This window comes from Mycobacterium shunyiense (genome assembly GCF_058270035.1).
The window spans coordinates 615,974-639,132 of record NZ_JBZDPT010000047.1 but is presented as its reverse complement, the minus strand read 5'-3'; the positions used below and the strand labels follow the sequence as shown (position 1 = coordinate 639,132).

Here is a 23,159-nt window from a genome sequence, read left to right as displayed (position 1 = left end):
GCCGGGGCGGGCGTTACCCGCCTTTGGCCGGCCTGGTCTGAAGGTCGGGTGCGGCGGCTGCAAGCAGGGCCTGACGATCGCCCGTCAACGGCGGGTAGATCCGTTCGGTGTTGATGGTCTTCTTGGTGGCCTTGGCCACCGTGCCGGTTGCCACGACATGTCGGTCCCAGCCCTCGGTGTAGACCGCGCCGGCCGGACCGAGATCGAGAACGGTGACATACCAGGGGATTCGCAGCGCGCGCATGGGTTGGTCGAGGAGGTCGCCGATCACGTTGTACCCGGCGTAGCGCCCCATCGGCCTGCCGTGTTGGCACGACATCACCGACGGGTGACTGTCGTCGATCCGCGCGGCGGCCACATCGCCGGCCGCGAACACCGCGGGCACACCCTCGACGCGGAGGTACTCGTCGACGGGCAGTCGACCGAACCGGTCCAGCGTCACCGGCAGTTGGGCCGTCAATGGGTTGGCCCGCATTCCCGCACACCACACCACGGTTGCCGCCGGTACCACCGCGCCGGACGACAAGGTAACGGCACCGATGTCGACAGCGGACACGCCGACACCGGTCATCACCTGAACTCCGTTGTCGGACAATGCGGTTTCGATCACCGGACGCGCCGAGTCGCCCATATCCGAGCCGACCTGCGGGTTGTGATCGACGAGCACGACCTTCGGTGTGACGCGACCTTCGAACAGCGCGGAGAGCCGTGAGGGCAGCTCGCACGCGGTCTCGATACCGGTGAGCCCCGCTCCGACGACGACGACCGTGCCGGCGCCCGAGATCTGCGGATTGGCGGCCAACGTGTCGAGGTGATCGGCGAGGCGCCTGGCACCGTCGAATGTATCGACGTCGAAACCGAATTCGGCCAGCCCGGGAACATTCGGTCGTGCGACCCGGCTGCCGGCGGCCAGCACCAGCCGGTCATAGCCGATGACGCGTGTTCGGCCATCCTGCAGTGCGGTGACATTCCGGGCCTCGACGTCGACTGCCGTGACCTCGGCGACAACGTGATCCACACCGACGGGATCCAGCAGCTTGTGCAGAGGGATTCGGCAGTCGTCGAGATCGGTCTCGTAGTTGCGCACGCGAATGTCGTGAAAGGGACGCTCACTGACCACGGTGATCTGCACGCCCTGTGCCGCCGTTCCGAGTTCGTCGAGGCGTCTGGCGGCCCCGAGCGCTGCCCACAGCCCGGCGAAACCCGATCCGACGACCAGTACCCGAGACACGGATTCAGCCTGCCACGCGGGGCGCACCGGGGTCGTCCGGACGCCTCGAAGAAGTCCTGCCGGCGGCGCTCCAACCCAGCGCGCCACCGAGGCGGTATGCGACGATGCACGGACCGCCCTGACTCCCGAAGGAGTTTGGCGGGTGCATCGAGAGAGGACCACCGGATAGATGACCGAAGCGCACGGCGCCACGTTCGCCATCAAGGGGGCCAAGCTCGCGATCGCAGGACTGACCGCCGTCGGTGCCGTGCTGGCCGCGGCAGGACAGGCTGCAGCGGACCCCGTCGTGCCTGATCCAGCGCCCGCACCGGCGGATCCCGCCCTGGCAGCGCCCCCGCCGCCGGCACCGGCCGGTCCGCCGCAGGTGCCCGAGATCGCCAACCCGGTGTACGGCTCGGGCCAGTACGGCGGCGGCCCGGTCGGCACGCTCAGGGATCTCTGGCATCAGGCCCATGACCCGGGCGGCTTCCAGGGCGGTGGGGGAGCACCCGAAGGGGTCGCACCGCCTCCCGGCGCCGGCCCGGCGCCGCCGCTGCCGCCTGGTTACGTGTCGATCAACGCTCCCGGCTCCGAGACGCCGGTCACCGCTCCGGCTCCGGGTAGCGCACCCGCGGGCCCGGCGCTGCCACCCGGGTACTACTCGCTCAACGGCCCACCGCCGCCGGGATACGAGTACAACTCGCCCGGGCGCCAACCTGCTGCGCCGCCGGGGCCGGCCGCGCCGCCGGCGGCTCCTACGCCGTAGCCGGGCGTCCCAGTACGTGGCCCAGTGCCTGCTCCAGGCGCGGATGGCGGAAGCTGTGGTCGGCGGCCGTCAGGGCCGCGGGAACCGCCCGCTGGCTGGCGCAGGCGAGTTCGCGGGCACCTTGGTCGCCCAGCAGTAGCCGTGGTCCCAGGGTGGGCACCGGCAGAATCGTCGGTCGGCGCAGAACGTGGCCGAGCGTGTCGGTGTATTCGGCGTTGCGCACCGGCTCCGGTGCCACCGCGTTGACCGGGCCCGACAGCTGCTCGTCCCACAACGCGCGGTGATAGATGTCGACCAGGTCGTCGATACCGATCCAGGGCAACCACTGTTGCCCGTCGCCGATGCGGCCGCCGAGTCCGGCGGCGAACAGCGGACGCAGCAGCCGTAATGTGCCGCCGCTCGGGGACTGGACGATTCCGGTGCGGATGCGCACCACGCGGGTGCCTGATCGTTGCGCCGGGGCCAGGGCGTCCTCCCAGTCGGCCACCACATCGGCGAGGAAGCCGTCGCCGCGCTCGCTGGCCTCGGTGAGAACCTCGTCGCCGCGGTCGTATCCGTAGAAACCGACCGCCGAGGCACTGACGACCACTTGTGGACCAGGGTCGGTGTCGGCGATCAGTTCCGCGAGCCGGCGGGTGGGCCCGATGCGGCTGTCGCGGATCGCGCGGCGGTGTCCTTCGGTGAACCGGCCTGCGATCGACGCGCCGGCGAGGTGGATGACGGCGTCCACCCCGTCGAACAGCTGGGGGTCAGGGTTGTCTGGGTCCCATTGCCGCTCATCGGGTTTGGTTGTTGGTTGGCGCACCAGCCGGATGACCCGGTGGCCGCCGGTGCTCAGGAAAGCGGTCAACGCCGACCCCACCAGTCCGGACGCCCCGGTAATGGCAATCGTCAGCGGAGCCAGGTTCTGTGCGTGGGCCCTTTGGTGGGCGGCGAGGTCGTCGGCGAGTTGGCGGTGACGGTAGACGAACATCGGGCGAAGGAAACGGCCAGGCACCGGCGTCTCGACGCGGTCGGTCATCCGGGTATGGGTCGCATCGACCGCGTCGAATTCATGAATGTGCTTCCAGCGCACTGCCAACGCCGCGGGTAGCGAGGCGGGCCCGCCGCGGGCGATCTCGTCGACGAAGCGCCGGGGTGGGTCATAGCCGTCAGCCTCGTGCTGAGCCACCCACCGCAGACCGCCGGGCAGTGCGAGTTCGGCGCGGCCGTCACGCAGCGAGGTCGCCTCGGATCTGAGCGTCATGGCTTGCCACGGCGGTGACAGCCTGGCGAACGCGCCGGGGCGGCCGTGCCAGGCGAAGATTTCTTCCTGCGGGGCGTCGACGATGCTGGAGTACACCAATCCCATCGGCCGACGTTACCCGCAGAATCGCACCTATGCCGCGGCCCGCTTGGCCCGCATACCCGCGTAGGCGAACAACAGGCCGGTGCCGATCTCGGAAAGTGCTGTCACCCAGGAGAACCAGGTGACGTTGAGGCGGGGACCGCTGAGATAGCTGTCCTGGAAGTCCGGCCAGAAATTCGGTAGCAGGTGTGCGTAGGTGAATATGACGGCGCTGCCGACACCGGTGAAGATCGCGAGGTCGGGCGCCCGGGGATGTCCGCGCAGGGTCATGGCGATCGCGATGATGACGATCACGCCCTGAATCATGCCGCCGGCCATGACGAACATCGGTGACGCCGACATTCCCCGGAGCAGGTGGTCGATCACATGCAGGCCCCAGCCGAGCAGGAACGTGTAGGCCGTCAGGCGCAGAAAGCGTTGTGTCTGAACGATTGTCGGTGCCGTCATAGGACCCCCAAGTCGTCTACTACAACCGATAGTAGAACGATGGGGCGGTGGTGGCAATAGCCGGCCTGGGTTCGTGGCCGAGGGCTGACCTGGTCCCTCATGCCGGCGGCCGCTTATGGCACGCGAATCACTGGTCTGCGTGTCATGTATGGCCACTCGGCGGCGGTCGGTGTTCGACCTCTGACCCGGCAGCCCCATATCGTCATGCCAACTGTAGTCAACTCTGTAATAGAGTCCGTAGCGGTCGGATGGCCGGACGAGAGGTGTACGTGTGGAGCGCACTGCGATGACGCCGTTCTTTGTGAGCACTGACGACGGGTTCGTGCCCAACGAGATCGCCCACGGGGGATGGGGGCCGACGCTGGGCGGTCAGGTGGTCGGCGGTCTGCTGGCCCGGGCCGTGGAAGAACTCGTCAGCGACGCGGATCTGCAACCGGCGCGATTCACCGTGGAGATACTGCGTCGGGTCGCCAGCGCCGCGGTTCGTGTCTCTGCGTCGGTGGTGCGAGCGGGCTCGCGGATGCAAGCGGTCGATGCGGTGATGACCCAGGACGGTGACGTGGTGGCCCGGGCTTCGGCGCTGTATCTGAGACGCGGGGCCCAACCGGACGGCGACTTCTGGACCACCGCGATCGAGCTTCCGCCGTTACCCGTGGAACCGGCGGAATTCGACGACACCGTGCCCATGTTCATCCGGGCGCATGGACCGGACCCGGACTGGTCGGGTGAGGGGTTCCCGTGGCAGCAGTGTGGGCCTCGGTACGCGTGGCTGCGCGAAGTCCGTCAACTGGTCGACGGCGAAGAGCTCACGCCGTTCGTGCGCGCAGCGCTGGCGGTCGACGTCACCAGTTCGATGTGCAATTTCAGTTCGGCCGGTCTGGCTTTCATCAACGCCGACTACACACTGGCCCTCAGCAGGTTGCCGGTGGGCCCCTACATCGGCATGGCGGCGGTGACCCACACCAGTGCCGAGGGCGTGGCCACCGCCAGCGCGTGCCTGTACGACACGTCGGGCCCGATCGGCACCGGATTGTCCACTGCGATAGCTAATTTCAACTTCAGCCCGAACGGTTCCGGCTAGCCGCGGCGCAGGACGGCCACCAGGAAGTCCGAGTCATCGGTGAACGGGCGGAGATCCCAGGTGGACAACAACAGGTCGGTGGTGAACCCGGCCGCCCCCACATCGTCGAAGAACTGACCGAACTCGTAGTCGCGACCTGCCCCGAATCCGATCACCGCGCGGCCGTCGTCGGCGAGATGCGCGCGCAGCCGCGTCAGAACCTGAACCCGGGTGCTCGGGGCGAGGAAGGTCATCACGTTGCCCGCCGACACGATGATGTCGAACGGGTCGGCGATGCCGCGCGCCGGCAGGTCGAGCTCGGCGAGATCGCCGACGAGCCAACGCGGACCGGGATGGTCGTTCTCGGCCGCCTCGATCAGTACCGGGTCGACATCGACGCCGACCACCTGATGTCCGGCCTCGGCGAGGTATCCACCCACCCGGCCGGGGCCGCAGCCGGCGTCGAGGATGCGGGCATTACGCGATGCCATCGCGTCCACCAGACGTGCCTCGCCTGCCAGGTCCTGACCGGCGCGCTCCATGGCACGAAATCGTTCGACGTACCAATCCGAATGCCCGGGATCGGCTGCGACCTTCTGCATCCAGATGCTGCGCTCGACCATGGAGGCATTGTCGCAAGCCTGCCCGGGCCCCGGCCGGGCGGTGTGAGTCAGCCCTGGGCGTCGAGGATCTTGATCGCGAAGATCAGCGAGTCACCCGGCTGGATACCCGCGGCGGGCTGTCCCTGCGGGTAGCCGTCGGCAGAGGTCATCGCGACGGCCACCGTGGACCCGACCTTCTGCCCGGAGATGGCCTTCTGGAAGCCGGGCACGACACCGTTGAGGGGGAAATCGACCGCTTCGCCGCGTTCGTAGCTGCTGTCGAACACCGAACCGTCGCGCCCGTTGACACCCATGTAGCAGACCGAAACGTTCGCCGAGGGTGCGACGACCGGCCCGTCGCCCGCCTTCAGGGTGTGTACCTGGGTTTCGGCCACGCTGAACGGTCCGGTCACCTTCACCACAGGTGCGGCCGTGTCGGTGGACCCGGTCACCGCGACACTGCCGGTCGCCCCGGACACCGTCCATTCGGGGGCGCCGGCGTTCTGGGGTGCTGCCGTGGGACAGGTGCTGGCTTCGGTTGCCGTCTCGGCGATCGAGGGGGTGAGTACCTCAGCGACCGAGGGCGTGCTCGTCGAGGCCGACGACGCAGAAGTGTCCGTGTCGGAGCCGCATGCGGCAAGCGTCATGGTCAACGAAGCGGCACAGGCCACGAGCGCAACGGTGGAAGGCACACGAAAGGAGTTCATGCGCGTCACGCTACAGCGGCGCGGGGTTATGCCTGCCGATAGCCGCATGACGACGCCTCGGTGGACAAAGTCCCCGCGCCCAATCCTGTCTTCATCGTGAAAATTCAAATACCCGCTGCCGGGAGGAGCAAAGATTCTCCGATAGGCATCGGGTGGCGTTTGCCCGTGATAGCGTCGCCGCAGGCAGACCGTTTATCCATCTGAGGACACGGATTATGGCCAACAATTCCATGGGCGATTTTGTCAGCCAGTTGCGTCCGGCATTGCATCGGTTGCAGGACTGGCCCTATCCGGATCAGATCGATCGGACTCTGTTCAGCGCCTTCATGAAGAATCCGCACGATGTCGGCGGCGATCCCGACGCGCCGGCGATCTTCGAGGAGAAGCAAGAAGAGGCGTGGGAACTCAATACGTTCGTCACGTGTGAGGTTCTCGGCTGGCGCGGCATCTGGACGTCCGAAGAGCGACGGCGGCTCGGAAACGTCGATGTCGGCCGGACGATCTATCACGGCTTTCCCTATTACGGACGTTGGGTGTGGGCTATCGCCCGGTGCCTCGTCGAGAAGGATCACATCACGCTTCGCGAGCTGCTCGAGCGCGTCGACGAGGTGCGCGCACGGGTTGCCACCGGTGCTGCCGACGCCCTGTCGGCCGCACCGCGCGGGGTGGGCGATCCAGCGGCCGTCTCCAGGAACCGCCATCACATCGAGGCGCTCGGCAAGGGCGACCCCCAGCGGTTCGCCGGCCAGGCCGGCGCTCCTCGATTCGCCGTCGGTGATCGGGTGCAGGTGCGGGATCTCCCGACCATCTTCTACACGCGCACCCAGGAGTACCTGCGCGGGAAACCGGGGACCATCGCCGAGGTGTCCTACGAAAGTCTGGTTCCCGAGGACGAGGCATTCGACCGTGAAGAGCAGAAGCCTCAGTGGTTCTACATCGTGCGCTTCAACATGACCGACGTGTGGGAGCCGTATGCGGGCGCCGAGGGCGACACCCTTCAGGCCGAGATCTCCGAACTGTGGTTACGGCCGCTCGGTTAGACCGCTCATTCGACGGAACGAACAGGAAACCGACATGACGCACGACGACGCGGCGCACACGCATCACGAAGCACCGGAACGGCACGCGGCACCGATGGTCGAGGAAGTGACCGATTTCGAGGTCCTGGAAATCGCGCTCCGCGAATTGGCGATCGAGAAGGGCCTCTTCACCGCGGAAGACCACCGGCACTACACCGAGTTCGTCGAGCAGATCGGCCCGGCACCGGGCTCGCGACTCGTCGCGAAGGCATGGGTCGATCCGGACTACAAGCAGCTGGTGCTCAGGGATCCCATTGCCGCCAGTCGGGAAGTGGGGATCGACTGGTTGCACCCGACCGGTTTCGGTACACCCAGTGACTTCACGGCTCTGGAAGTACTGGAGAACACGCCGAGTTTGCACCACGTGATCGTCTGCACATTGTGTTCGTGTTATCCGCGGCCGTTGCTCGGGAATTCTCCCGAGTGGTACCGGACACCCAACTATCGACGCCGAATTGTGCGTTGGCCCCGTCAGGTTCTCGGTGAGTTCGGGCTTTTCCTGCCCGACGATGTCGAAATCCGCGTCGAGGATTCCAATTCCAAACGTCGATTCCTGGTGCTGCCGGTCCGGCCCGCCGGAACCGAGGACTGGACCGAGGAGCAGCTTGCCGAGATCGTCACCCGCGACTGCATGATCGGTGTCGCCCTACCCAAGCCCGGGGTGACCGTGAATGCGCCCCGGCCGGTGCATCCTGCCGTCCGCCCGGCTGAGGGGTACTGAGGGCAGCGCATGACCGACGACGATGACGTCACCGCAGTGAGGGTCCGGACGCTGGAACAGCTGGTCGGTCGGGGACAGTCGTGGCCCCGCATGGCGCAGAAGTATGGCGTCTCCAACCCGGTTCCGCCCTGGAAGTCGAGTCTGGACGGGATGTGCGACGCACTTGACCACGAAGGGGTCACACTGCCGCTGCTCACTCGTCGAACCGACGAGGACCGGCTGGTACAAGAGGTCTACGTGACGCTGCCGTATCCAGAGAACCAGCTTGTCGCACTTACGCATTCCCTGGTGGCCAGACATGTCATCGATGAAGAGACACTGGCCCAGCGGATGCGCGACGTCCGGACGCGCCTCGAGGGGGCCTGAGCCGGCCGGTAGGTCGTTTCGATACGGTCGGCTGATGAGCCGGAAGCTCTATGTGATCGCCCATCCCGAAGCCACACATCACGTCGATGGGCTGGTCGGGGGATGGTTCGACTCGGACTTGACCGCGAAGGGATTGCGAGACGCTCACACCCTCGCGGAGGCGTTGCGGGCACGAGTTCCCGGGACGACCACGGTGAAAGTCGTGTCCTCGGACTTGCTGCGGGCGCAGCGAACTGCCGCTGTGATCGCCGAAACCTTCCACACGGCCGAAGTTTTGGATCCGCGACTTCGGGAGAAGTCATACGGAGAAGCCGAAGGACGTCCGCAGCGCTGGCTCGATGAACGGTTCGTCGCTCCGCCGGCGCGCGGCGAGCGGCTGGCCCACAGCGAAGGCCTCCGAGGCGCAGAAACCAAAGAGGAGTTCGCACGCCGGATCTATGCGGCCATGGAGGCGATCACCGCCGCGGACGTGAGCCATCAGGTGATCGTCACGCACGGATTTGCGCTGACGTTCGTGATCGCGGCGTGGATCAAGATGCCCCTGGCGTCGGTCGGCTACGTCAACTTCGCGGGGAAAGCAGGCAGCATCACCACTTTGTACGAGGACGACCGCTTTCATAACCGCCAGGTGCTGGAACTCTCGGCAACCCAGCACCTCGCAGCCGTGGACTCGAGCTGAGGTCGCTACCGGTTCCATCGGGCATTGAGCGTCGGCGGCGTCCACGTCGGCCAGATGGGTGATCCGACGACGAACCCGCCGGCGATCTGAGCGACGATCCGCGGGCCGGTGACCGCGCTGTTGTCGTAGAACGTTGCCGAGTCCACCCGCGTCGCGGCGATTGCGACGAGATCCCAAAGCCGTTGGTAGCGTTCACGAATCTTCGCCTCGGGGACATGGTGGCCGCCCGCCTGCACGCGGTGGTGCACTCGCTGCACCGCCAGTTCTTCGGGTATCAGGATGCAATGCAGGATCACGGTGTACCCGGCGGCCTGCGCGTCGTCGACGAGTTCGAGTTTGGAGGGATGGGAGAACACTGTCTCGGCGATGAAGGACTCGCCGAGTTCGATGAGCTTGGTCCGGGTTTTGGCGGCGACCAGCGCGGCCTCATAGGAGTGCGGGGCCGGATCCGCGGGCCAGCGACGCTTGGCGATCTCGTCCGCGTTGACGAAGGGGCTGCCCGGAAGCAGACGGGAGAGGGTGAGTTCGACGAAGGTGGACTTGCCGGCGCCGTTACATCCGACGACGAGATCGAGACGCTTCACTGCGCGACGGTATGGCCCGGGTCAGCGTGAGTCGGGATCACTGCTGCGACGTCAGCACCGTGGTGCTGCCGTCCGGTTGGTACTGCACGATGTCGCCATGCTCGTCGAGCGCGACCGTGGTGATGCCGCGGGCGGCCAGCGTCGCACCGTAGTCGGCGCGGGCCAAACTCTCCTCGATGGAGGCCGCGATCTCGGCGTCGAACACCGCGCCTTCTTCGGCGGTCAGCTCCCGAAGCGGGATATCGCCCGCCAGGGCGGCCTCGACCTTCCGACGGGCGGCGCTGTGCCGGCTCGACACAGCGCGACCCACCCGCGCCCAGTGGTCGAGTTGCTGCTTGGCCGACCGGCTCTGACGTGCACCTTCTGCGGCCGCACTGTCGACGAGGTCTGCGGCGAAACGCGTCACCCGATCTGCGGTCTCGGTCATGAGAACCTCCTTGGTAGCACTCTGAAACAAGCGTAGCAGAGTGCTACGAGGTTGGCTCGGCGCATCATCCTGCCGACAACCGCTTGGCGATCTCGCCGTACCGCTCGAGCCGTCCGGGCCCGCTGAGCGCGTTGTAGAGCACGAGGCGGGTGGCGATTCCTCCGTATTTGGCGGTCAACGCATCCGCCAGTCCATCCCACGTGGATTCGGTGGCGAAGGCGGCAATGTGCTCATCGGTGATCTGGGCTGCCATGCCGGCGATATCACCGGCTTTCTGCTTCTCCCGAAGTCGGGCGGTCGTGCCCTCGAAGCCGGCCTCGTCCCAGATGAAGGCGTAGTTCGGTGTGCTCCCGTAGAAGCTCATGCTGGTCCGCACGAACTCGCGCTCGGTGGCGCGTTCCTCGTCGCTGTCGCCGACGATCGTCATGACGGGGATGATCTTGGCGATGTCGGCGGCGGAGCGGCCGGCCCTGGCCGCACCGGCGGCCAGGTTGGGAAGTACGTGCCGCGCGATGTAGCCGGGCTCACCGATCGGATGGACGTGCACGCCGTCGGCGACTTCACCGGCCATGCGAAGCATCCACGGATTCACCGCGGCGATGTCGACTTTGGGATCGGGAGCATCGATCGGCCCGGGGTTCCACTGCGGAGTGATGAAGTCGAGATCGTAGAACTCGCCGTGATGCTCGAGCTTGCCGGTGCGGAAAGCAGCGAAGCATGCCTTGACCGCCAACACGTAGTCGCGCAGGCGCGGACCCGGCTGTTCGAAGGCCATTCCGTAGCGGCGCACGACATGCGTGCGTACCTGGGTTCCGATACCGAGCCGGAATTTGCCGCCGGTGGCTTCCTGGAGCTCCCACGCCGACGCCGCCGTGACAAACGGGCTTCGCGGAAAGGCAACGGCCACACCGGTCGACAGCTCTAGGCCCGGTGCGGACTGCGAGGCGACTGCCGCGTTGAGATACGCGGTCCGGCCCGTCTCGGTGAGCAGGAGTCCGGAGAATCCGGCGGACTTGGTACGGCGGGCAAGGTCACCTATTCGAGACAGCGGCTGGGGAACGGTCATCACGTCGACGTACACGTGGGCAGCGTACGTGAGTATGCGTGCCGGGAACTCGTAATGCCTTAGAAGTCAACCATTTCACGCTGTCGGCCGCGGGCCTAGACTTGTTGACATCAGGGCAACCGGCGTCGTTACGACAAGCGCCAGGACCAGAGCTAGTTGCGACTGAAGGAGGGGAACCATGGTCAGGATTCATACGGTGGTGCCGGGGGAAACGCTGTCAGCGTTGGCATTGCGGTTCTACGGGGATGCCGAGCGGTACCGACTGATCGCCGCGGCCAGCGGGGTGCCGGATCCCAACGTCATCCAAGTGGGGCAACGGCTGCTCTTTCCCGACTATGCGCGATACACCGTGGCCGCGGGGGATACGTTGCCTGCTCTGGCGTCGCGCTTCTATGGGCAGGCCGATCTGTCGCGGTTGATCGCCGCCGCCAATGGCATCGCCCCGGATGCCGGTATCGATCCCGGCCGGCAACTGATCATCCCGGAACTCAGGAAGTACCAGGTTGCTCCGGGAGATACGTTGTCGGCGTTGGCATCACGCTTCTACGGGGACGCTACGTTCTATCCACCGATCGCCGGCGTGAACGGCATCTCCGACCCCGGCGCGATCAGCCCCGGGCAGACGCTGGTGATATTCACCGGGCGCGGCGACGGCTTCGGTCTGCGGATCGTGGATCGCAACGAGAACGATCCTCGCCTGTGGTACTACCGATTCCAGACCGCGGCCATCGGTTGGAACCCCGGCGTCAACGTCCTGCTTCCCGACGATTACCACACCAGCGGGCGGACCTATCCGGTGCTCTACATGTTCCACGGCGGCAACGACGATTTCCGCTCGTTCGACTTCATGGGCATCCGTGACTGGACCGCCGGAAAGCCGATCATCGTCGTGATGCCCGACGGTGGGCATGCCGGCTGGTACTCCAACCCGGTCACTTCATTCGTGGGACCGCGAAACTGGGAGACGTTCCACATCGCCCAGCTGTTGCCCTGGATCGAGGCGAACTTCCGGACGTACGCCGAGTACGACGGCCGAGCGGTCGGCGGATTCTCGATGGGCGGCTTCGGTGCGCTGAAGTACGCGGCCAAGTACTACGGCCACTTCGCCTCGGTCAGTGCCCATTCGGGCCCGGCGAGCCTGCGCCGCGATTTCGGCCTCGTCGTGCACTGGGCGAACATCACGTCGGCGGTTCTGGATCTGGCCGGTGGAACGGTGTACGGCGCGCCGCTCTGGGACCAGGCCAGGGTCAGCGCCGACAACCCGGTCGAGCGGATCGAGAGCTACCGCAACAAGCGGGTGTTCCTCGTCGCGGGCACCAGTCCGGACCCGATCAACTGGTTCGACAGCGCCAACGAGACGGAGGTGCTCGCCGGCCAGCGCGAGTTCCGGGGGCTGCTGGACCACGCCGGGATCCCGTACGAAGCGCACGAGGTGCCTGGGGGCCACGTCTTCCGCCCCGACATGTTCGCTGTCGACCTCGACGGCATCATCGCCCGGCTGCGGCCTGCTGCCGTCGCAGCCACCGCGATGTAACAACAGCCACATCAATCCCATCAGTCACATTTGCAACAGAATTCAATTCTTTCACTGCTATCGCATTGGAAACTGAACTCACAATGGGCTGCAAATTTCACACCGCCGATGGCCAACTCTGTGAGGCGGAACGCGAACCCGCGCGGGCTGCCGATCTTGCACGGAGATGCGTGTGAACTGCGGTTTCAGGGTCAGAAAGGGGGATCGGGTTGTTCCCATCGGCCACACACGGCCCATAACTATTAAATAAACTCAAAGAAGATAATTAGACTCTCTAGCACGGGTATTTTACTTTCGCCCCATCGGTAAACTCTGTATCACGATGGGCTGAAAATGGTCTGTCGCCCCGCCATTACCGGCGTGCACGCAGTGCACACCGCCATGAAGGGATCGACATGCGCGTGCGCAAGGTCGTCACCGTATTCGGGTTCGTCGGTGCGATCGCCCTGGCTCAATTAGTCGTCGCAGTTCCGAACGCCGGCGCCGAACCGAACTGGGACGCGATGGCTCAGTGCGAATCGGGCGGAAATTGGGCGGCGGACACCGGCAACGGCTTCTACGGAGGGTTGCAGTTCACCCCGGCCACATGGTCCTCGAACGGGGGAATCGGGTCGCCCGCCGCGGCGAGTCGCGAGGAGCAGATCCGGGTGGCACGCAACGTGATGCAGACCCAAGGCCTTGGCGCCTGGCCGGTGTGTGGCGGCCCGGTCGGCCAGGCCTCGGGGGCCTGTCGTCAGGTGATGGTCTGGATCCCCCTGAGGAACCTGCCGCGGTTGTGCACCTTGGTGCTCAATCCGCTGGGCTGAGGCCAATATCCGGGCAAATCTCGCGGCGCTCCGCCTCGCCGACCGGATCGGGTTCACCCGAGTCGGCGCATTCGAGCAATTCAAAGCCGAGCAGGTGCTGGCCACCGCTCGGCTGGGGGCCTTCCTGCGGCACTAGTGCTTTCACGCTTCGAGAAAGTCTTGGGCAGCACCGAGCCAACTCTCAGCAAAGCCTCAGTAGCGCACTGCACCATCTAGGTAGGCGCCGGCACGGCGCATGTATGTCGGTGTCGCAAAGGAAGAAGCATCACGAATGAATCAATGGTCTGGGATGTCACCGCAGAGTAGTAACCCTCAGTGGGACGCCAAACAGGCGGCAGATCAAAGAAATACAACTTCAAGCCCGTGGAGCCGGACCGGATATCAGCATCCGTCCCCGCCGTATGGCCTGCATCCCGAGATGACCAACAGTTTCGATGCCCCTCCGGTGCAAGACGTTTCGCAGCCAAAGAAGAAGTCCCGCGTCGGTGTACTGGTTGCCGGCACGGCCGCGGTGGCGATGGCCACCGGTGCCGTCGCAGCGGTCGCCGTGGTGGACCAGTCCGGAAAGCCCGCGACTGTCGCGCAGGCGCCGGCCGCTGACCACGCCCGCATCCCATCGCCTGCCGCCGGATCCGTTCCGGTGCAGCCGAAGGCATCCGCACCTGCCGGGTCGGTCGAACAGGTTTCCGCCAAGGTGCTGCCCAGCGTGGTGAAGCTGCAGATAGAGACCGGGCAGGGACGTGAGGAGGGATCCGGAATCGTCCTCAGCGAGGACGGCCTGATCCTCACCAACAACCATGTCGTGGCGGCCGCCGCCCGCGGCACCGGTAGCCAGGGGCCGTTGGCTGCCGAGGAGTCGCCGGGCGGGCAATTCCCCGGCTTGCCGCGTGGGATGTACCCGGGTGGACAGTTCCCCGGTGACGACCAGTATTCGCCGGATGGACCGTCGGCCAGGAATTCTGGTCGGGCCGGTGGCGCGATGCGGGCGACTGTCACCATGTCGGATGGACGCACGGTGCCGTTCACCGTCGTCGGGACAGACCCCGACGACGACATCGCGGTGGTGAAAGCGCAGAACGTGTCCGGGCTGACGCCGATTGCCATCGGTTCCTCGAAGGATCTGAAGGTGGGGCAGAATGTCGTCGCCGTGGGCTCGCCGTTGGGCCTGCAGGGGACGGTGACCACCGGCATCATCAGCGCGCTCGATCGTCCCGTTGCCACCGGCGATGAGCAGAGCGGCCAACACTCGGTGATGAGCGCCATCCAGACCGACGCTGCGATCAATCCGGGTAACTCGGGCGGTGCACTGGTCGACATGAACGGTGACCTGATCGGGGTCAACTCGGCGATCGCATCGTTGGGCGGCGGCCAGGGTTCGCAGGGCGGTGGACAGGCCGGTTCGATCGGTCTGGGCTTCGCGATCCCGGTGGATCAGGCCAAACGCATCGCCGACGAACTGGTTTCGACCGGAACTGTCCAGCACGCCTCGCTGGGTGTCCAGCTCTCCGGTAACGATTCGAACGGCGCAGCAGTCGCCGGTGTGGTCGCCGGGGGTCCGGCAGCCGTGGCCGGTCTGCCCGATGGTGCGGTGATCACCAAGGTCGACAATCAGGTGATCGACGGTGCCGATGCCCTGGTCGCTGCCGTGCGATCCAAGGCGCCGGGGGACACCGTGACCCTGACCTACGAGGACCCGTCGGGCGCTTCGCGCACCGTCGACGTCACCCTCGGGCAGGTCCAGGCATAGCGCAGAAGCAGTCAGTGGGCCCCAGCCGGATGTTTCCGGGCTGGGGCCCACTGCTGTGTCGGCTGTCAGTGCAGGTGAGGTGGACCGAGAAATTCGGATGACCGCGTCGCGGGCCGTGTGTGACGATTCCCGGATGCCCAGCACACTCATCGAGGTACGGCGGCCCTACTGCCAGTCCGAAGAGGTGGCGATCATCGACGCCGTGCACGACGCACTTGTGGTCGCCTTCCAGATCCCGGCGAGCGACAAGCATGTACGCCTGATAGCCCATGAGCCGCATCGGTTCTCGCATTCACCGGGCCTGGCGCAACCGGAGCTGTACACCTTGGTGACGATCGACTGTTTTTCTGGTCGGTCAGTGGACGCCAAACGAGATCTCTACCGGCAGATCGTCAATCGTCTGGAGGCGCTGGGCATCCCACCGAACCATGTCACCATCCTCGTACGCGACAGCCCGCTGCAGAACTGGGGTATTCGTGGCGGACAGGCCGCCTGCGATATCGACCTGGGTTTCAACGTGAACGTGTGATCGGCTCCTGGCGGCCCCCATCGCGTCCCACACCGGGCACGAATCGTCCGACGGCGACGCAGTAGTCACGATGGGCCTCACCGTGGGTCCGCCTCAGGTAGGGCTCTTCCACGACACGGACCTGCAGTTCGACGGTGGTCGACAACACGACGAAAGCCAAGAGCGCCACTGGGTTCGGTGTCATCAGCGTGACGCCGCCGGCGAAGACCAGCATGGCGGTGAAGATAGGGTTGCGGACCAATCCGAATACTCCGTTGCGCACGAGTGTTGTTGTCTCGCTGGGATCGACCCCGATACGCCAAAATTCACCCATGTCCAGTTGGGCGTAGACGGTGGCGACGATTCCGGCAACGGCGAGCACCGTACCCAGCGACTGGATCCATGAAGCCTGCAGGAAGGCGATCGGTGCGGTCAGTCCGAGATATTGCAGCACCGGCGCGGCCACGCCGACGATGATCGACAGGATGAAGCCGACACCGGCCAACCATTCCAGCGAGCCCGGCCGTCCGTCGATGCCACGAAATCCCGTCGACCCCGTGTGTCGGTACTGGACCCAACTACGCCAACCGAATCCCAATACCGCGAAGATCAGGTAGAGAATCAATGCGGTCACGGCCATGTTCATCTCCTCGGTTATCGGTCTCCACAGCAGGTTTCGCCGCGCCAGGCCTCGCGTCCTTCGTTGACGGCAACGCCGGCGAGTATGAGTGCGGCGATCGGATCGGCCCAGCTCCAGCCGAGCAGGCTGTTGAGGACCAGTCCGGCGAGGACCACCGCGGACAGATAGGTGCACAGCAGCGTCTGCTTGGAGTCGGCCACGGCTGAGCGGGAACCGAGTTCACGGCCGGTGCGGCGCTGGGCCCAGGACAGCAGCGGCATGATGACCAGGCTGGCGGTGGTCAATCCGATGCCGATCGCCGAATGTCCGGCTTCGGCTGCCCCGCTGAGCGATCGGATCGATTCGATGGTGACGTAGCCCGCGAGTGCGAAGAACGACACCGCAATGATCCGCAGTGCGGTCTTCTCGCGTGCCTCCGGTTCCGGGCCGGAGAACTGCCAGGCGACGGCGGCAGCCGAGGACACCTCGATCACGGAGTCGAGTCCGAAGCCGATCAGTGCGGTCGACGACACTCTGGTGCCCTCGCCGATCGCGACGATCGCCTCGATCACGTTGTAGGTGATGGTTGCGGCGACGAACCATCGGATCCGCCGGTGGAGCAACGCCCGTCTCGCGGGGGCCGGGGGAGCGGGAACCGGGGCATCGGCTGCCATCAGCAGCAACCATCCGAAGCCGCGTCGGGGCACTGCTCGGGGTCGCCGGCCAGCACCACGTTCAGCAGATCGTTCAGTGCGTGGGCGAGTTTGGGATCCGCGAGTTCATAGCGGGTTCGCCGGCCTTCCGGGACAGCCACGACCAGTCCGCAACCACGAAGGCAGGCAAGGTGATTGGACATGCTCTGCCGAGAGACGCCCGCCGCCTCGGCCAGGTCGGCCGGATATCCCGGGGCGTCCTTGAGTGCGAGCAGGATCTTGGACCGGGTCTGATCCGACAGGGCATGACCGAACCGGGCCAGCACCGCCACCTGCGTCAGCGTCTCCATGGGCCAACAGTACATCAGTTCCTGAATTCAGAAACTACTGAACTGAGAAGGTGGGGTAGCCACATACTCGTGGCGACGCCCGGCGCCCGGCGCATGCTGGCCCTGAATGGTTGACGCCGTTCATCGAAGGGAGCTTGCGATGCCGGTCAACGACTTGGATATGTTGCTCGTCCACCGCGTGTTTCGTCGCGAGCTCGATGACCTGTCGTGGCTGATCGCCAGGGTGCAGCCCGGCGACAACCGTCGTGCGCGGGTAGTCGGTAGGCACCTGCAATTCATGACAGAAGCACTGCATCACCACCACGCGGCCGAGGACGAGCTGGTCTGGCCGATCGTCTCGGCCAGGGCGTTGGATCGGAAATCGGACATCGAGCGGATGCAAGCGCAGCACGGGCAGATCGCAACGGCGCTGGAGGAGGTGCAAGCAGCTCGTGTGGCGTGGACGAAGTTCGTGCAGCGATCGACGACGGCCCGGATGAGGGAGGCCTTCGCCCAGCTGTCCGAACTGGTCTTGGTCCACCTGGACGATGAAGAACGTGACGCGTTGCCGGTGATCGTCGAGTATCTGACACCGAGGGAGTGGGGAATCGCAGTCAAGCGGGGAGCGTCGTTCTTGGCCAAGCATCCACGGTGGGGCGTCCTCCTCGGCGGTCTGGTGCTGGATTACGCCTCCCCCGAAGAGGGCCGCTCCTTCCTGATGGGAGTGCCACTGCCGCAAAGGTTTTTGGTCGAAGCGCTGGGACCGCGGTCACTGGCGGCATACCGCAGGAAGTTGTACGACGTGTGATGCGACTAGATGGCTCCGGGCGTGCCGGGCGGGCTCATCGACCCGTCGACGTTCGGCACCATTGCCGGGGCCGGAATGCCTCCCTCCGCGGCGTTGTCTCCTGGTATCCCGTCGTCTGGCGTCTGGTCGTACATGCCTCCCCAGCAGGCGGGATTCCATCCCTCGGTGGCGCACGCCGGATCATCCGGGTTGTTGGGGGAATCGAGAGCGGCGGGTGTGCGGGGTGCTGCCGAGGCGACCGACACCGGAGTGACCGCGCCCAGCACTGCAATCCCCGAGATTGCCGCCACCGCTGATCTCGTCAGCAGGCATCGCACCTCAGAAGTCATCAACGAACGCATCTTCCGCTCCTTCGTTCCGGCTGAACACGGCGGTTCGACGTTTGCCGACGTCGCGCCGTTACGGCCATGCTCGCAGTTCCGCACCTGCTGCGGGTGGAAACTGCGACTTCGCTGACAGAAACTTCAACGCCGCCTTGAAGTTTGACGTGCATGTCAAAAATTGGCAGGCAGCGGTACACGCCGTCCGGAACGTGGATGGCCGGCGCTCTCCGTGGAGAACGCCGGCCGATCACGACCGGTAGCCGGTGACTCGATCAGTAATCCCAGGCGGCAGGGACACACCGGAAGACGTCGCCGGCGGTCGCCACGTGGCACACGGACGGGAACGGCAGGTGGGTGGCCACCAGTGCTTCTCCGGTCGCTGCCAACTCGCGCAGCAGGTCGATTCGGACGCGGGCCGCCTCTTCGGGGTCGTGTTCGAATCCGTTCTGCCACTCGGGGTTGTCGAACCCGGGGGCGAACACCGCGTCGCCGGCGAATGTCAGTTTCTCGCCGCCGGAATCCAGACGGACCACACTGTGACCGGGGGTATGACCGCCGGTGCGGGTGACGAGTACGCCCGGTGCCACCTCGTATTCCGTCTCGAATGTGCGTAGCTGGCCCCGGTAGTCGTCCAAGAACTGCGAGGCGACCCGCCGGAGCACATCCGGTATCGGCTGCGGCATGACAGTGCGGGAGAAATCAGGCTTCTCCCAGAACTCGGCCTCGGCAGCCGCGGCGTGGATCCGCAGATCGGGCCGCAGCCGTTCCTTCACTCCTTCGGTGATCAGTCCACCCACGTGGTCCATGTGCATGTGGGTGAGCACGACGTCGGTCACCGAACCGAGATCCACACCGGCAGCCTCCAGTCGCTGGACCGTCTGGCCGGCCCGGGGGAAGTCCGGGAACTCCAGGCCGAGCCCGGCGTCGACGAGGATGGTCCGATCGCCACTACGGACGACCACGATGTTCAGTGGCCAGTCGATCACCTCGGGCGGCAGGAAATTGTCATCCAGCCAGACTGTCAGGTCGGTCGGGTCGGCGTTGGTGGCCAACGTCGAGGTCGTAATGGGCAGCACTCCGTCGCTGATCACCAGAACCTCGATGTCCCCGACCTGTACCGCGTAGCGCGACGGAACCAACTCGTCGACCGGACTGCCCACCCGTGCACTGCTGTCCAAACTCATACTGTTCCTCCTGAGGGCCGCACTGAAGACATGTCGAATGACCTGTCTTTCTCGTGGGAACGCCCTCGAGCCATCGGAACTATCCAGCGATCGAGCTCGGCAGGTGGCTAGGGTCGGTTGATGGCCTCCGTCAAGCAATTCCAAGTCACTTTCGATTGCGCAGATCCCGAGCGCGTAGGTCGCTTCTGGTGCCAGGTGCTGGGCTATGTGGTGCCGCCGGTGCCGCCGGGGTTCGACACCTGGGCGGATTTCGATCGATCCCTCAGTCCGGAGCGCCAGGGATCGGCGTTCGCCTGCATCGATCCCTCGGGTCTCGGCCCGAGACTGTATTTTCAGCGCGTACCGGAAGGCAAGGCCGTCAAGAATCGAGTGCACCTCGACGTCCGGGTGGGCGGCGAACTCGTCGGTTCAGAACGCCTCGCGACTCTGGAAGCCGAGTGTGCGCGCTTGGTGGCGCTCGGGGCCGTGCAGGTGCGGGTGTTGCCCGCGGACGGCATCGAGGAGTCCTGCATCGTGATGCAGGACATCGAGGGCAACGAGTTCTGCCTCGACTGAGGTACGCCGCCTGCAGGAACCCAACCCCGGTTCAGGTCAAGAAGTTTCGGTGGTGCCGCGGTCAGAGCGGGCCTGATCGATCTGCTCGCGAAGGATATCGCCGTGGCCGGCATGCCTGGCGAACTCTTCGATCATGGCGAGCAGGGTCCACCGCATGCTCACCTTTCCCTCTGCGGGTATGTCTATCGTGGCGTCGAGGTCGAAGCGGGAGGCGATCTCGCGGGATTGTTGACTGGCGCGCTCGAATTCGGCGATCACGTCGGCGAGCGACTCGTCATCGGCAACGGAGAACGTACCCTCGTCTCGCCTCGAGTATCCGTCGCATGCGGATTCATCGAGGCCGCCCCAGAACCGTTGGAACCAAATCCGTTCCGCGGCCGCTGCGTGCTTGATCAACGAGATCGGCGTCGTCAGCGATGTCACGAGGTGTCGGCGCGCGTCTGGCTCAGTCAGCCCGAGTACGGTCGCGATCAGTGCTTCACGGTTTCGGTCGAGTGTGTTCTCGATGAGTGTGCGCTCGGTTCCGTTGGTGATTCGGTTGGTGCCCATACGTTTACTCCGTTTCTGTGGTGCGGGTGCAGTCATGGTTCAAGTGCCGTTCGCCCAGGCAGGTGTCGAGCGTCCGCGACCGGGCGGACGGGAACGCCGAGCTTGTGCGAGGCACCACCGCACGAAACAGGGAGGATCAGCGGTGTGGTCGCTACAACCGGCTGACCGCAAACTGCGCGGCCTGGTCGACCATGCCGTTCGCGATGTACGAGTTGTGCGCGCCGGTGGGCGGTCCTGGCGCTGCACCATTACACACGCTGTCGCCGGTGGCGCACAGATCGATGGTCTTGGGTGCATACAGCGGTCCGATGGTGATTCGCGGCGCCCCGGCGTCGGTGAGGAACTCGTTTGACGGTTTCCCGAACAGCGCCACGGCGGCCACGTGCGAGGCAATCTCGGGTGGCATCGGCGGCGGCACGAAGGCGGCTGGGACGCCCTCGGGGATGTCGGCAGCTGTGGTGAATGCCGCCACTGCCGCGCCCTGGGAGAACCCGCCGAGCACCATCTTGGTGGTGGGGCAGTCGGCGGCGACGGCCTGAATGTGAGTGGTTGCGTCCCTGATGCCGTCGATCACAGTGAGGGCAAACTGAATGCCATCGGCGAAATCGGCACTGGCCTGGTAATTCACCGGGTACTCAGCGACCGACTTCGCGCCGGCCTTGGCGCGGAGGGCATCGACGAACGCCTGCCCGATGCCGCCGGCACCCGGCGGCTCTCCGGTCCCGCGGGCGAACACCACCTCGGCGTCCGGGCATGGGGCCGCGTTGGCAACGGGCGCGGCGGCGCTCACCAGTGCCAGCGCGGTGAATGTGGCCGTGACCAGCCCCGCGGGCCCGTAGATCTTCCGGCGGTTGCGCACCGCGGGAGTTCGGTGGCGATGGATTGCGTGCATAGGAGAACCTTCGCGTCGGGAGAGGACGGCCGATTGTCCGAACTCGATGGTACGTAACGCGGACGCGCGCGAAAACCGTTGGACGGGGTCGCCGTCGCATTGATAACGTGCCTGCGACCGTGACGGCACGCGAGGAGGTGAGACCCATGGACGCTGTAACCCTGTGGGTGCTCCCACTCGTGTTCACGGTCGGGCGATCGAGGTAGGTGTCGCCGGGAGCGCCTGAACATCGGCACTTCCGAAAGGGCATCACATCATGCATTTCACCTCTGAGACGTCGTCGAACGGCGTCATCGAACGCACCTTCACCCTGGGCGACATCACCGGTGTGCTCTGGTCACCGGAAACCGATTCCGACGGCGCTCCGGTACTGCTGGCCGGTCACCCCGGCGGCCTGGACAAGAGGGCCCCGGGGCACGTCGCCCGAGCCTACTCTTCGGTGCTCACGAATGGTTTTCACGTTGTCACGATCGACGCGCCCGGCCATGGCGAGCGGCCACGCAGCGCAGCAGATGTTCGTCTGGTCGACGCCTTCCAGCAGGCGCGGGCAGAACGCAGCCCGTCGTTCGGTCGGCACCTCGCGGACTACTGCCACTCGGTGGCCGAACGCGCCGTCTCCGAATGGCAGGCCACGATCGATGCAGTCCATACCCTTCCAGAGATCGACCCACGAGCGCCGATCGGCTATTCCGGCATGACACTGGCGAGCGCGGTCGGAATACCGCTGGTCGCGGTTGAATCCAGGATCACCGCCGCGCTCTTCGGCGCGGTAGTCGAACATCCTGAGCTACTGGAGGCGGCGAAGCAGGTGACCATCCCTGTCGAGTACCTGCTCCCGTGGGACGACGAGGAGATCCCACGCGGATTTGGACTCGAGCTGTTCGGTGCCTTCGCCTCGGAAGACAAAGTGCTGCATGCCTTTCCAGGGCGGCATCACCCGGTGCCCGCCGATGGCCGGATCGATACCCGGTTCTTTCCCAGGCATCTCGGGCGCGCGTCCAGCACCGTGCCGGGTTGACGGGGCGGCAGAAGATATGGTTCACGACGCATGAAACACAGGCGGTGAGTGAGAGGTTGGATATGTGGAGTACTCGAGTTGAGCAACCAGAGGATGTCGAGCGCATCCACGCCGTGAATGCGGCAGCTTTTCCCACCGAGCTGGAAGCGAACCTCGTCGACGCGCTCCGAGAAGACCCGACCGCCTGGATCGACGGACTGTCCGTCGTCAGCTGCGACGTGAACGGTGAGATTGCGGGATTTGCGTTGCTCACGCGATGTGCCGTCGACGGTCATCCCGCCCTCGCACTCGGGCCCTGCGCGGTCGTGCCCGATCTCCAGCGAAGTGGCGCTGGGTCGGCGGCGATTCGCGCAGGGTTGGAGCGGGCGCGCCAACTGGGGGAGAACCTGGTTGTTGTGCTGGGTCACGCTGAGTACTACCCGCGGTTCGGGTTCAGCCCGGCATCGCGGCTCGGTATCACTGCGCCGTTCGAGGCACCGGACGACAACTTCCTGGCCCTGACGCTCAATCCTGATGCGGCGGTACCCCGCGGTGAGGTTGCGTATGCGAAAGCTTTCGGCGTCTGACGCCCG

General features: G+C 65.6%; 29 protein-coding genes. 14 read left to right on the top strand and 15 right to left on the bottom strand.

Going from position 1 to position 23,159, the window contains the following annotated elements:
* Positions 1-13: 13 nt before the first annotated feature.
* Entirely contained in the window at positions 14-1,231 is a 1,218-nt protein-coding gene (locus AC4ELS_RS30215; protein ID WP_499050630.1) for an NAD(P)/FAD-dependent oxidoreductase, read from the bottom strand.
* Between the two features lie 199 nt (positions 1,232-1,430).
* Here AC4ELS_RS30215 and AC4ELS_RS30210 point away from each other — a divergent pair, with 199 nt between their 5' ends.
* The gene (locus AC4ELS_RS30210; RefSeq protein WP_236734835.1) at positions 1,431-1,976 is read left to right on the top strand and encodes a hypothetical protein; all 546 of its coding nucleotides are present in this window, start codon (positions 1,431-1,433) and stop codon (positions 1,974-1,976) included.
* On the opposite strand, the gene AC4ELS_RS30205 is transcribed toward AC4ELS_RS30210, so the two are convergent.
* Positions 1,966-3,327 carry a TIGR01777 family oxidoreductase gene (locus tag AC4ELS_RS30205; RefSeq protein WP_499050627.1) on the bottom strand — a complete coding sequence of 454 codons (1,362 nt, stop codon included), beginning with the start codon at positions 3,325-3,327 and terminating at the stop codon, positions 1,966-1,968. The two genes, AC4ELS_RS30210 and AC4ELS_RS30205, sit on opposite strands and share 11 nt — an antisense overlap.
* Before the next feature lie 27 nt (positions 3,328-3,354).
* On the bottom strand, positions 3,355-3,771 hold the full coding sequence (locus AC4ELS_RS30200) for a hypothetical protein (protein WP_448448714.1): 417 nt from the start codon (positions 3,769-3,771) through the stop codon (positions 3,355-3,357).
* Between the two features lie 286 nt (positions 3,772-4,057).
* Here AC4ELS_RS30200 and AC4ELS_RS30195 point away from each other — a divergent pair, with 286 nt between their 5' ends.
* On the top strand, positions 4,058-4,852 hold the full coding sequence (locus AC4ELS_RS30195) for a thioesterase family protein (RefSeq protein WP_463794267.1): 795 nt from the start codon (positions 4,058-4,060) through the stop codon (positions 4,850-4,852).
* On the opposite strand, the gene AC4ELS_RS30190 is transcribed toward AC4ELS_RS30195, so the two are convergent.
* Complete coding sequence (locus AC4ELS_RS30190; RefSeq protein ID WP_499050625.1) at positions 4,849-5,454, bottom strand: class I SAM-dependent methyltransferase; 606 nt, start codon at positions 5,452-5,454, stop codon at positions 4,849-4,851. The two genes, AC4ELS_RS30195 and AC4ELS_RS30190, sit on opposite strands and share 4 nt — an antisense overlap.
* A gap of 47 nt (positions 5,455-5,501) precedes the next feature.
* Positions 5,502-6,140 carry an FKBP-type peptidyl-prolyl cis-trans isomerase gene (locus AC4ELS_RS30185; RefSeq protein WP_499050623.1) on the bottom strand — a complete coding sequence of 213 codons (639 nt, stop codon included), beginning with the start codon at positions 6,138-6,140 and terminating at the stop codon, positions 5,502-5,504.
* 215 nt (positions 6,141-6,355) lie between these two features.
* Here AC4ELS_RS30185 and AC4ELS_RS30180 point away from each other — a divergent pair, with 215 nt between their 5' ends.
* Genes AC4ELS_RS30180 through AC4ELS_RS30165 form a run of 4 tightly spaced genes read left to right on the top strand, consistent with a single transcriptional unit; the run spans position 6,356 to position 8,985 of the window.
* A complete protein-coding gene (locus AC4ELS_RS30180) occupies positions 6,356-7,180 on the top strand; it encodes an SH3-like domain-containing protein (protein ID WP_064885265.1) in 825 nt (274 codons plus the stop codon).
* A 34-nt stretch (positions 7,181-7,214) separates the two neighbouring features.
* Entirely contained in the window at positions 7,215-7,940 is a 726-nt protein-coding gene (gene scnC, locus AC4ELS_RS30175; RefSeq protein ID WP_064885263.1) for a thiocyanate hydrolase subunit gamma, read from the top strand.
* A 9-nt stretch (positions 7,941-7,949) separates the two neighbouring features.
* On the top strand, positions 7,950-8,306 hold the full coding sequence (locus tag AC4ELS_RS30170) for a hypothetical protein (protein ID WP_064958749.1): 357 nt from the start codon (positions 7,950-7,952) through the stop codon (positions 8,304-8,306).
* A 34-nt stretch (positions 8,307-8,340) separates the two neighbouring features.
* A complete protein-coding gene (locus AC4ELS_RS30165; RefSeq protein ID WP_499050619.1) occupies positions 8,341-8,985 on the top strand; it encodes a histidine phosphatase family protein in 645 nt (214 codons plus the stop codon).
* A gap of 5 nt (positions 8,986-8,990) precedes the next feature.
* Here AC4ELS_RS30165 and AC4ELS_RS30160 read toward each other — a convergent pair whose 3' ends face one another.
* The 3 genes from AC4ELS_RS30160 to AC4ELS_RS30150 form a co-directional block, all read right to left on the bottom strand.
* Complete coding sequence (locus AC4ELS_RS30160; RefSeq protein ID WP_498887717.1) at positions 8,991-9,569, bottom strand: ATPase; 579 nt, start codon at positions 9,567-9,569, stop codon at positions 8,991-8,993.
* A 37-nt stretch (positions 9,570-9,606) separates the two neighbouring features.
* Positions 9,607-9,996: a TA system antitoxin ParD family protein gene (locus AC4ELS_RS30155; protein WP_448448725.1), complete on the bottom strand. Its 390-nt coding sequence runs from the start codon at positions 9,994-9,996 to the stop codon at positions 9,607-9,609.
* 64 nt (positions 9,997-10,060) lie between these two features.
* The gene (locus AC4ELS_RS30150) at positions 10,061-11,077 is read right to left on the bottom strand and encodes a TIGR03617 family F420-dependent LLM class oxidoreductase (RefSeq protein WP_499050616.1); all 1,017 of its coding nucleotides are present in this window, start codon (positions 11,075-11,077) and stop codon (positions 10,061-10,063) included.
* 163 nt (positions 11,078-11,240) lie between these two features.
* Between AC4ELS_RS30150 and AC4ELS_RS30145 the strand changes: the two genes are divergently transcribed.
* From AC4ELS_RS30145 to AC4ELS_RS30130, 4 genes are all read left to right on the top strand, one after another.
* Positions 11,241-12,596, top strand: coding sequence for an alpha/beta hydrolase-fold protein (locus AC4ELS_RS30145; protein WP_064958745.1), 1,356 nt, complete (start codon positions 11,241-11,243; stop codon positions 12,594-12,596).
* A gap of 395 nt (positions 12,597-12,991) precedes the next feature.
* Entirely contained in the window at positions 12,992-13,402 is a 411-nt protein-coding gene (locus tag AC4ELS_RS30140; protein ID WP_064885250.1) for a transglycosylase family protein, read from the top strand.
* Positions 13,403-13,892: 490 nt separating this feature from the next.
* Entirely contained in the window at positions 13,893-15,149 is a 1,257-nt protein-coding gene (locus tag AC4ELS_RS30135) for a S1C family serine protease (RefSeq protein ID WP_498887816.1), read from the top strand.
* 133 nt (positions 15,150-15,282) lie between these two features.
* A complete protein-coding gene (locus tag AC4ELS_RS30130; RefSeq protein ID WP_448448728.1) occupies positions 15,283-15,678 on the top strand; it encodes a tautomerase family protein in 396 nt (131 codons plus the stop codon).
* Here AC4ELS_RS30130 and AC4ELS_RS30125 read toward each other — a convergent pair.
* Genes AC4ELS_RS30125 through AC4ELS_RS30115 form a run of 3 tightly spaced genes read right to left on the bottom strand, consistent with a single transcriptional unit; the run spans position 15,662 to position 17,279 of the window.
* On the bottom strand, positions 15,662-16,297 hold the full coding sequence (locus AC4ELS_RS30125) for a methyltransferase family protein (RefSeq protein WP_499050613.1): 636 nt from the start codon (positions 16,295-16,297) through the stop codon (positions 15,662-15,664). The two genes, AC4ELS_RS30130 and AC4ELS_RS30125, sit on opposite strands and share 17 nt — an antisense overlap.
* A gap of 14 nt (positions 16,298-16,311) precedes the next feature.
* Complete coding sequence (locus AC4ELS_RS30120; protein WP_448448730.1) at positions 16,312-16,950, bottom strand: cation efflux transmembrane domain-containing protein; 639 nt, start codon at positions 16,948-16,950, stop codon at positions 16,312-16,314.
* Positions 16,950-17,279, bottom strand: a complete 330-nt coding sequence (locus AC4ELS_RS30115) for an ArsR/SmtB family transcription factor (protein ID WP_448448731.1) — start codon at positions 17,277-17,279, stop codon at positions 16,950-16,952. Before AC4ELS_RS30115 ends, AC4ELS_RS30120 begins: the two co-directional genes overlap by 1 nt.
* 139 nt (positions 17,280-17,418) lie before the next feature.
* On the opposite strand from AC4ELS_RS30115, the gene AC4ELS_RS30110 reads away from it, so the two are divergent.
* Positions 17,419-18,066 (top strand): hemerythrin domain-containing protein, encoded by a 648-nt coding sequence (locus AC4ELS_RS30110; RefSeq protein ID WP_448448732.1) that lies wholly within the window; start codon positions 17,419-17,421, stop codon positions 18,064-18,066.
* Positions 18,067-18,071: 5 nt separating this feature from the next.
* Here the strand turns inward: AC4ELS_RS30110 and AC4ELS_RS30105 are convergent, their stop codons facing one another.
* Positions 18,072-18,407: a hypothetical protein gene (locus AC4ELS_RS30105; RefSeq protein ID WP_131811668.1), complete on the bottom strand. Its 336-nt coding sequence runs from the start codon at positions 18,405-18,407 to the stop codon at positions 18,072-18,074.
* 254 nt (positions 18,408-18,661) lie between these two features.
* Positions 18,662-19,573 carry an MBL fold metallo-hydrolase gene (locus AC4ELS_RS30100; protein WP_499050610.1) on the bottom strand — a complete coding sequence of 304 codons (912 nt, stop codon included), beginning with the start codon at positions 19,571-19,573 and terminating at the stop codon, positions 18,662-18,664.
* Between the two features lie 120 nt (positions 19,574-19,693).
* On the opposite strand from AC4ELS_RS30100, the gene AC4ELS_RS30095 reads away from it, so the two are divergent.
* Positions 19,694-20,128: a VOC family protein gene (locus AC4ELS_RS30095; protein WP_448448734.1), complete on the top strand. Its 435-nt coding sequence runs from the start codon at positions 19,694-19,696 to the stop codon at positions 20,126-20,128.
* A 36-nt stretch (positions 20,129-20,164) separates the two neighbouring features.
* Here the strand turns inward: AC4ELS_RS30095 and AC4ELS_RS30090 are convergent, their stop codons facing one another.
* Both AC4ELS_RS30090 and AC4ELS_RS30085 read right to left on the bottom strand, forming a co-directional pair.
* Positions 20,165-20,677 carry a DinB family protein gene (locus AC4ELS_RS30090; RefSeq protein WP_064885237.1) on the bottom strand — a complete coding sequence of 171 codons (513 nt, stop codon included), beginning with the start codon at positions 20,675-20,677 and terminating at the stop codon, positions 20,165-20,167.
* A gap of 151 nt (positions 20,678-20,828) precedes the next feature.
* Positions 20,829-21,569, bottom strand: coding sequence for a cutinase family protein (locus AC4ELS_RS30085; RefSeq protein WP_082963463.1), 741 nt, complete (start codon positions 21,567-21,569; stop codon positions 20,829-20,831).
* Positions 21,570-21,825: 256 nt separating this feature from the next.
* Between AC4ELS_RS30085 and AC4ELS_RS30080 the strand changes: the two genes are divergently transcribed.
* Both AC4ELS_RS30080 and AC4ELS_RS30075 read left to right on the top strand, forming a co-directional pair.
* The gene (locus AC4ELS_RS30080; RefSeq protein ID WP_448448735.1) at positions 21,826-22,587 is read left to right on the top strand and encodes an alpha/beta hydrolase family protein; all 762 of its coding nucleotides are present in this window, start codon (positions 21,826-21,828) and stop codon (positions 22,585-22,587) included.
* A gap of 62 nt (positions 22,588-22,649) precedes the next feature.
* On the top strand, positions 22,650-23,153 hold the full coding sequence (locus AC4ELS_RS30075; RefSeq protein ID WP_448448763.1) for a GNAT family N-acetyltransferase: 504 nt from the start codon (positions 22,650-22,652) through the stop codon (positions 23,151-23,153).
* Positions 23,154-23,159 lie beyond the last annotated feature (6 nt).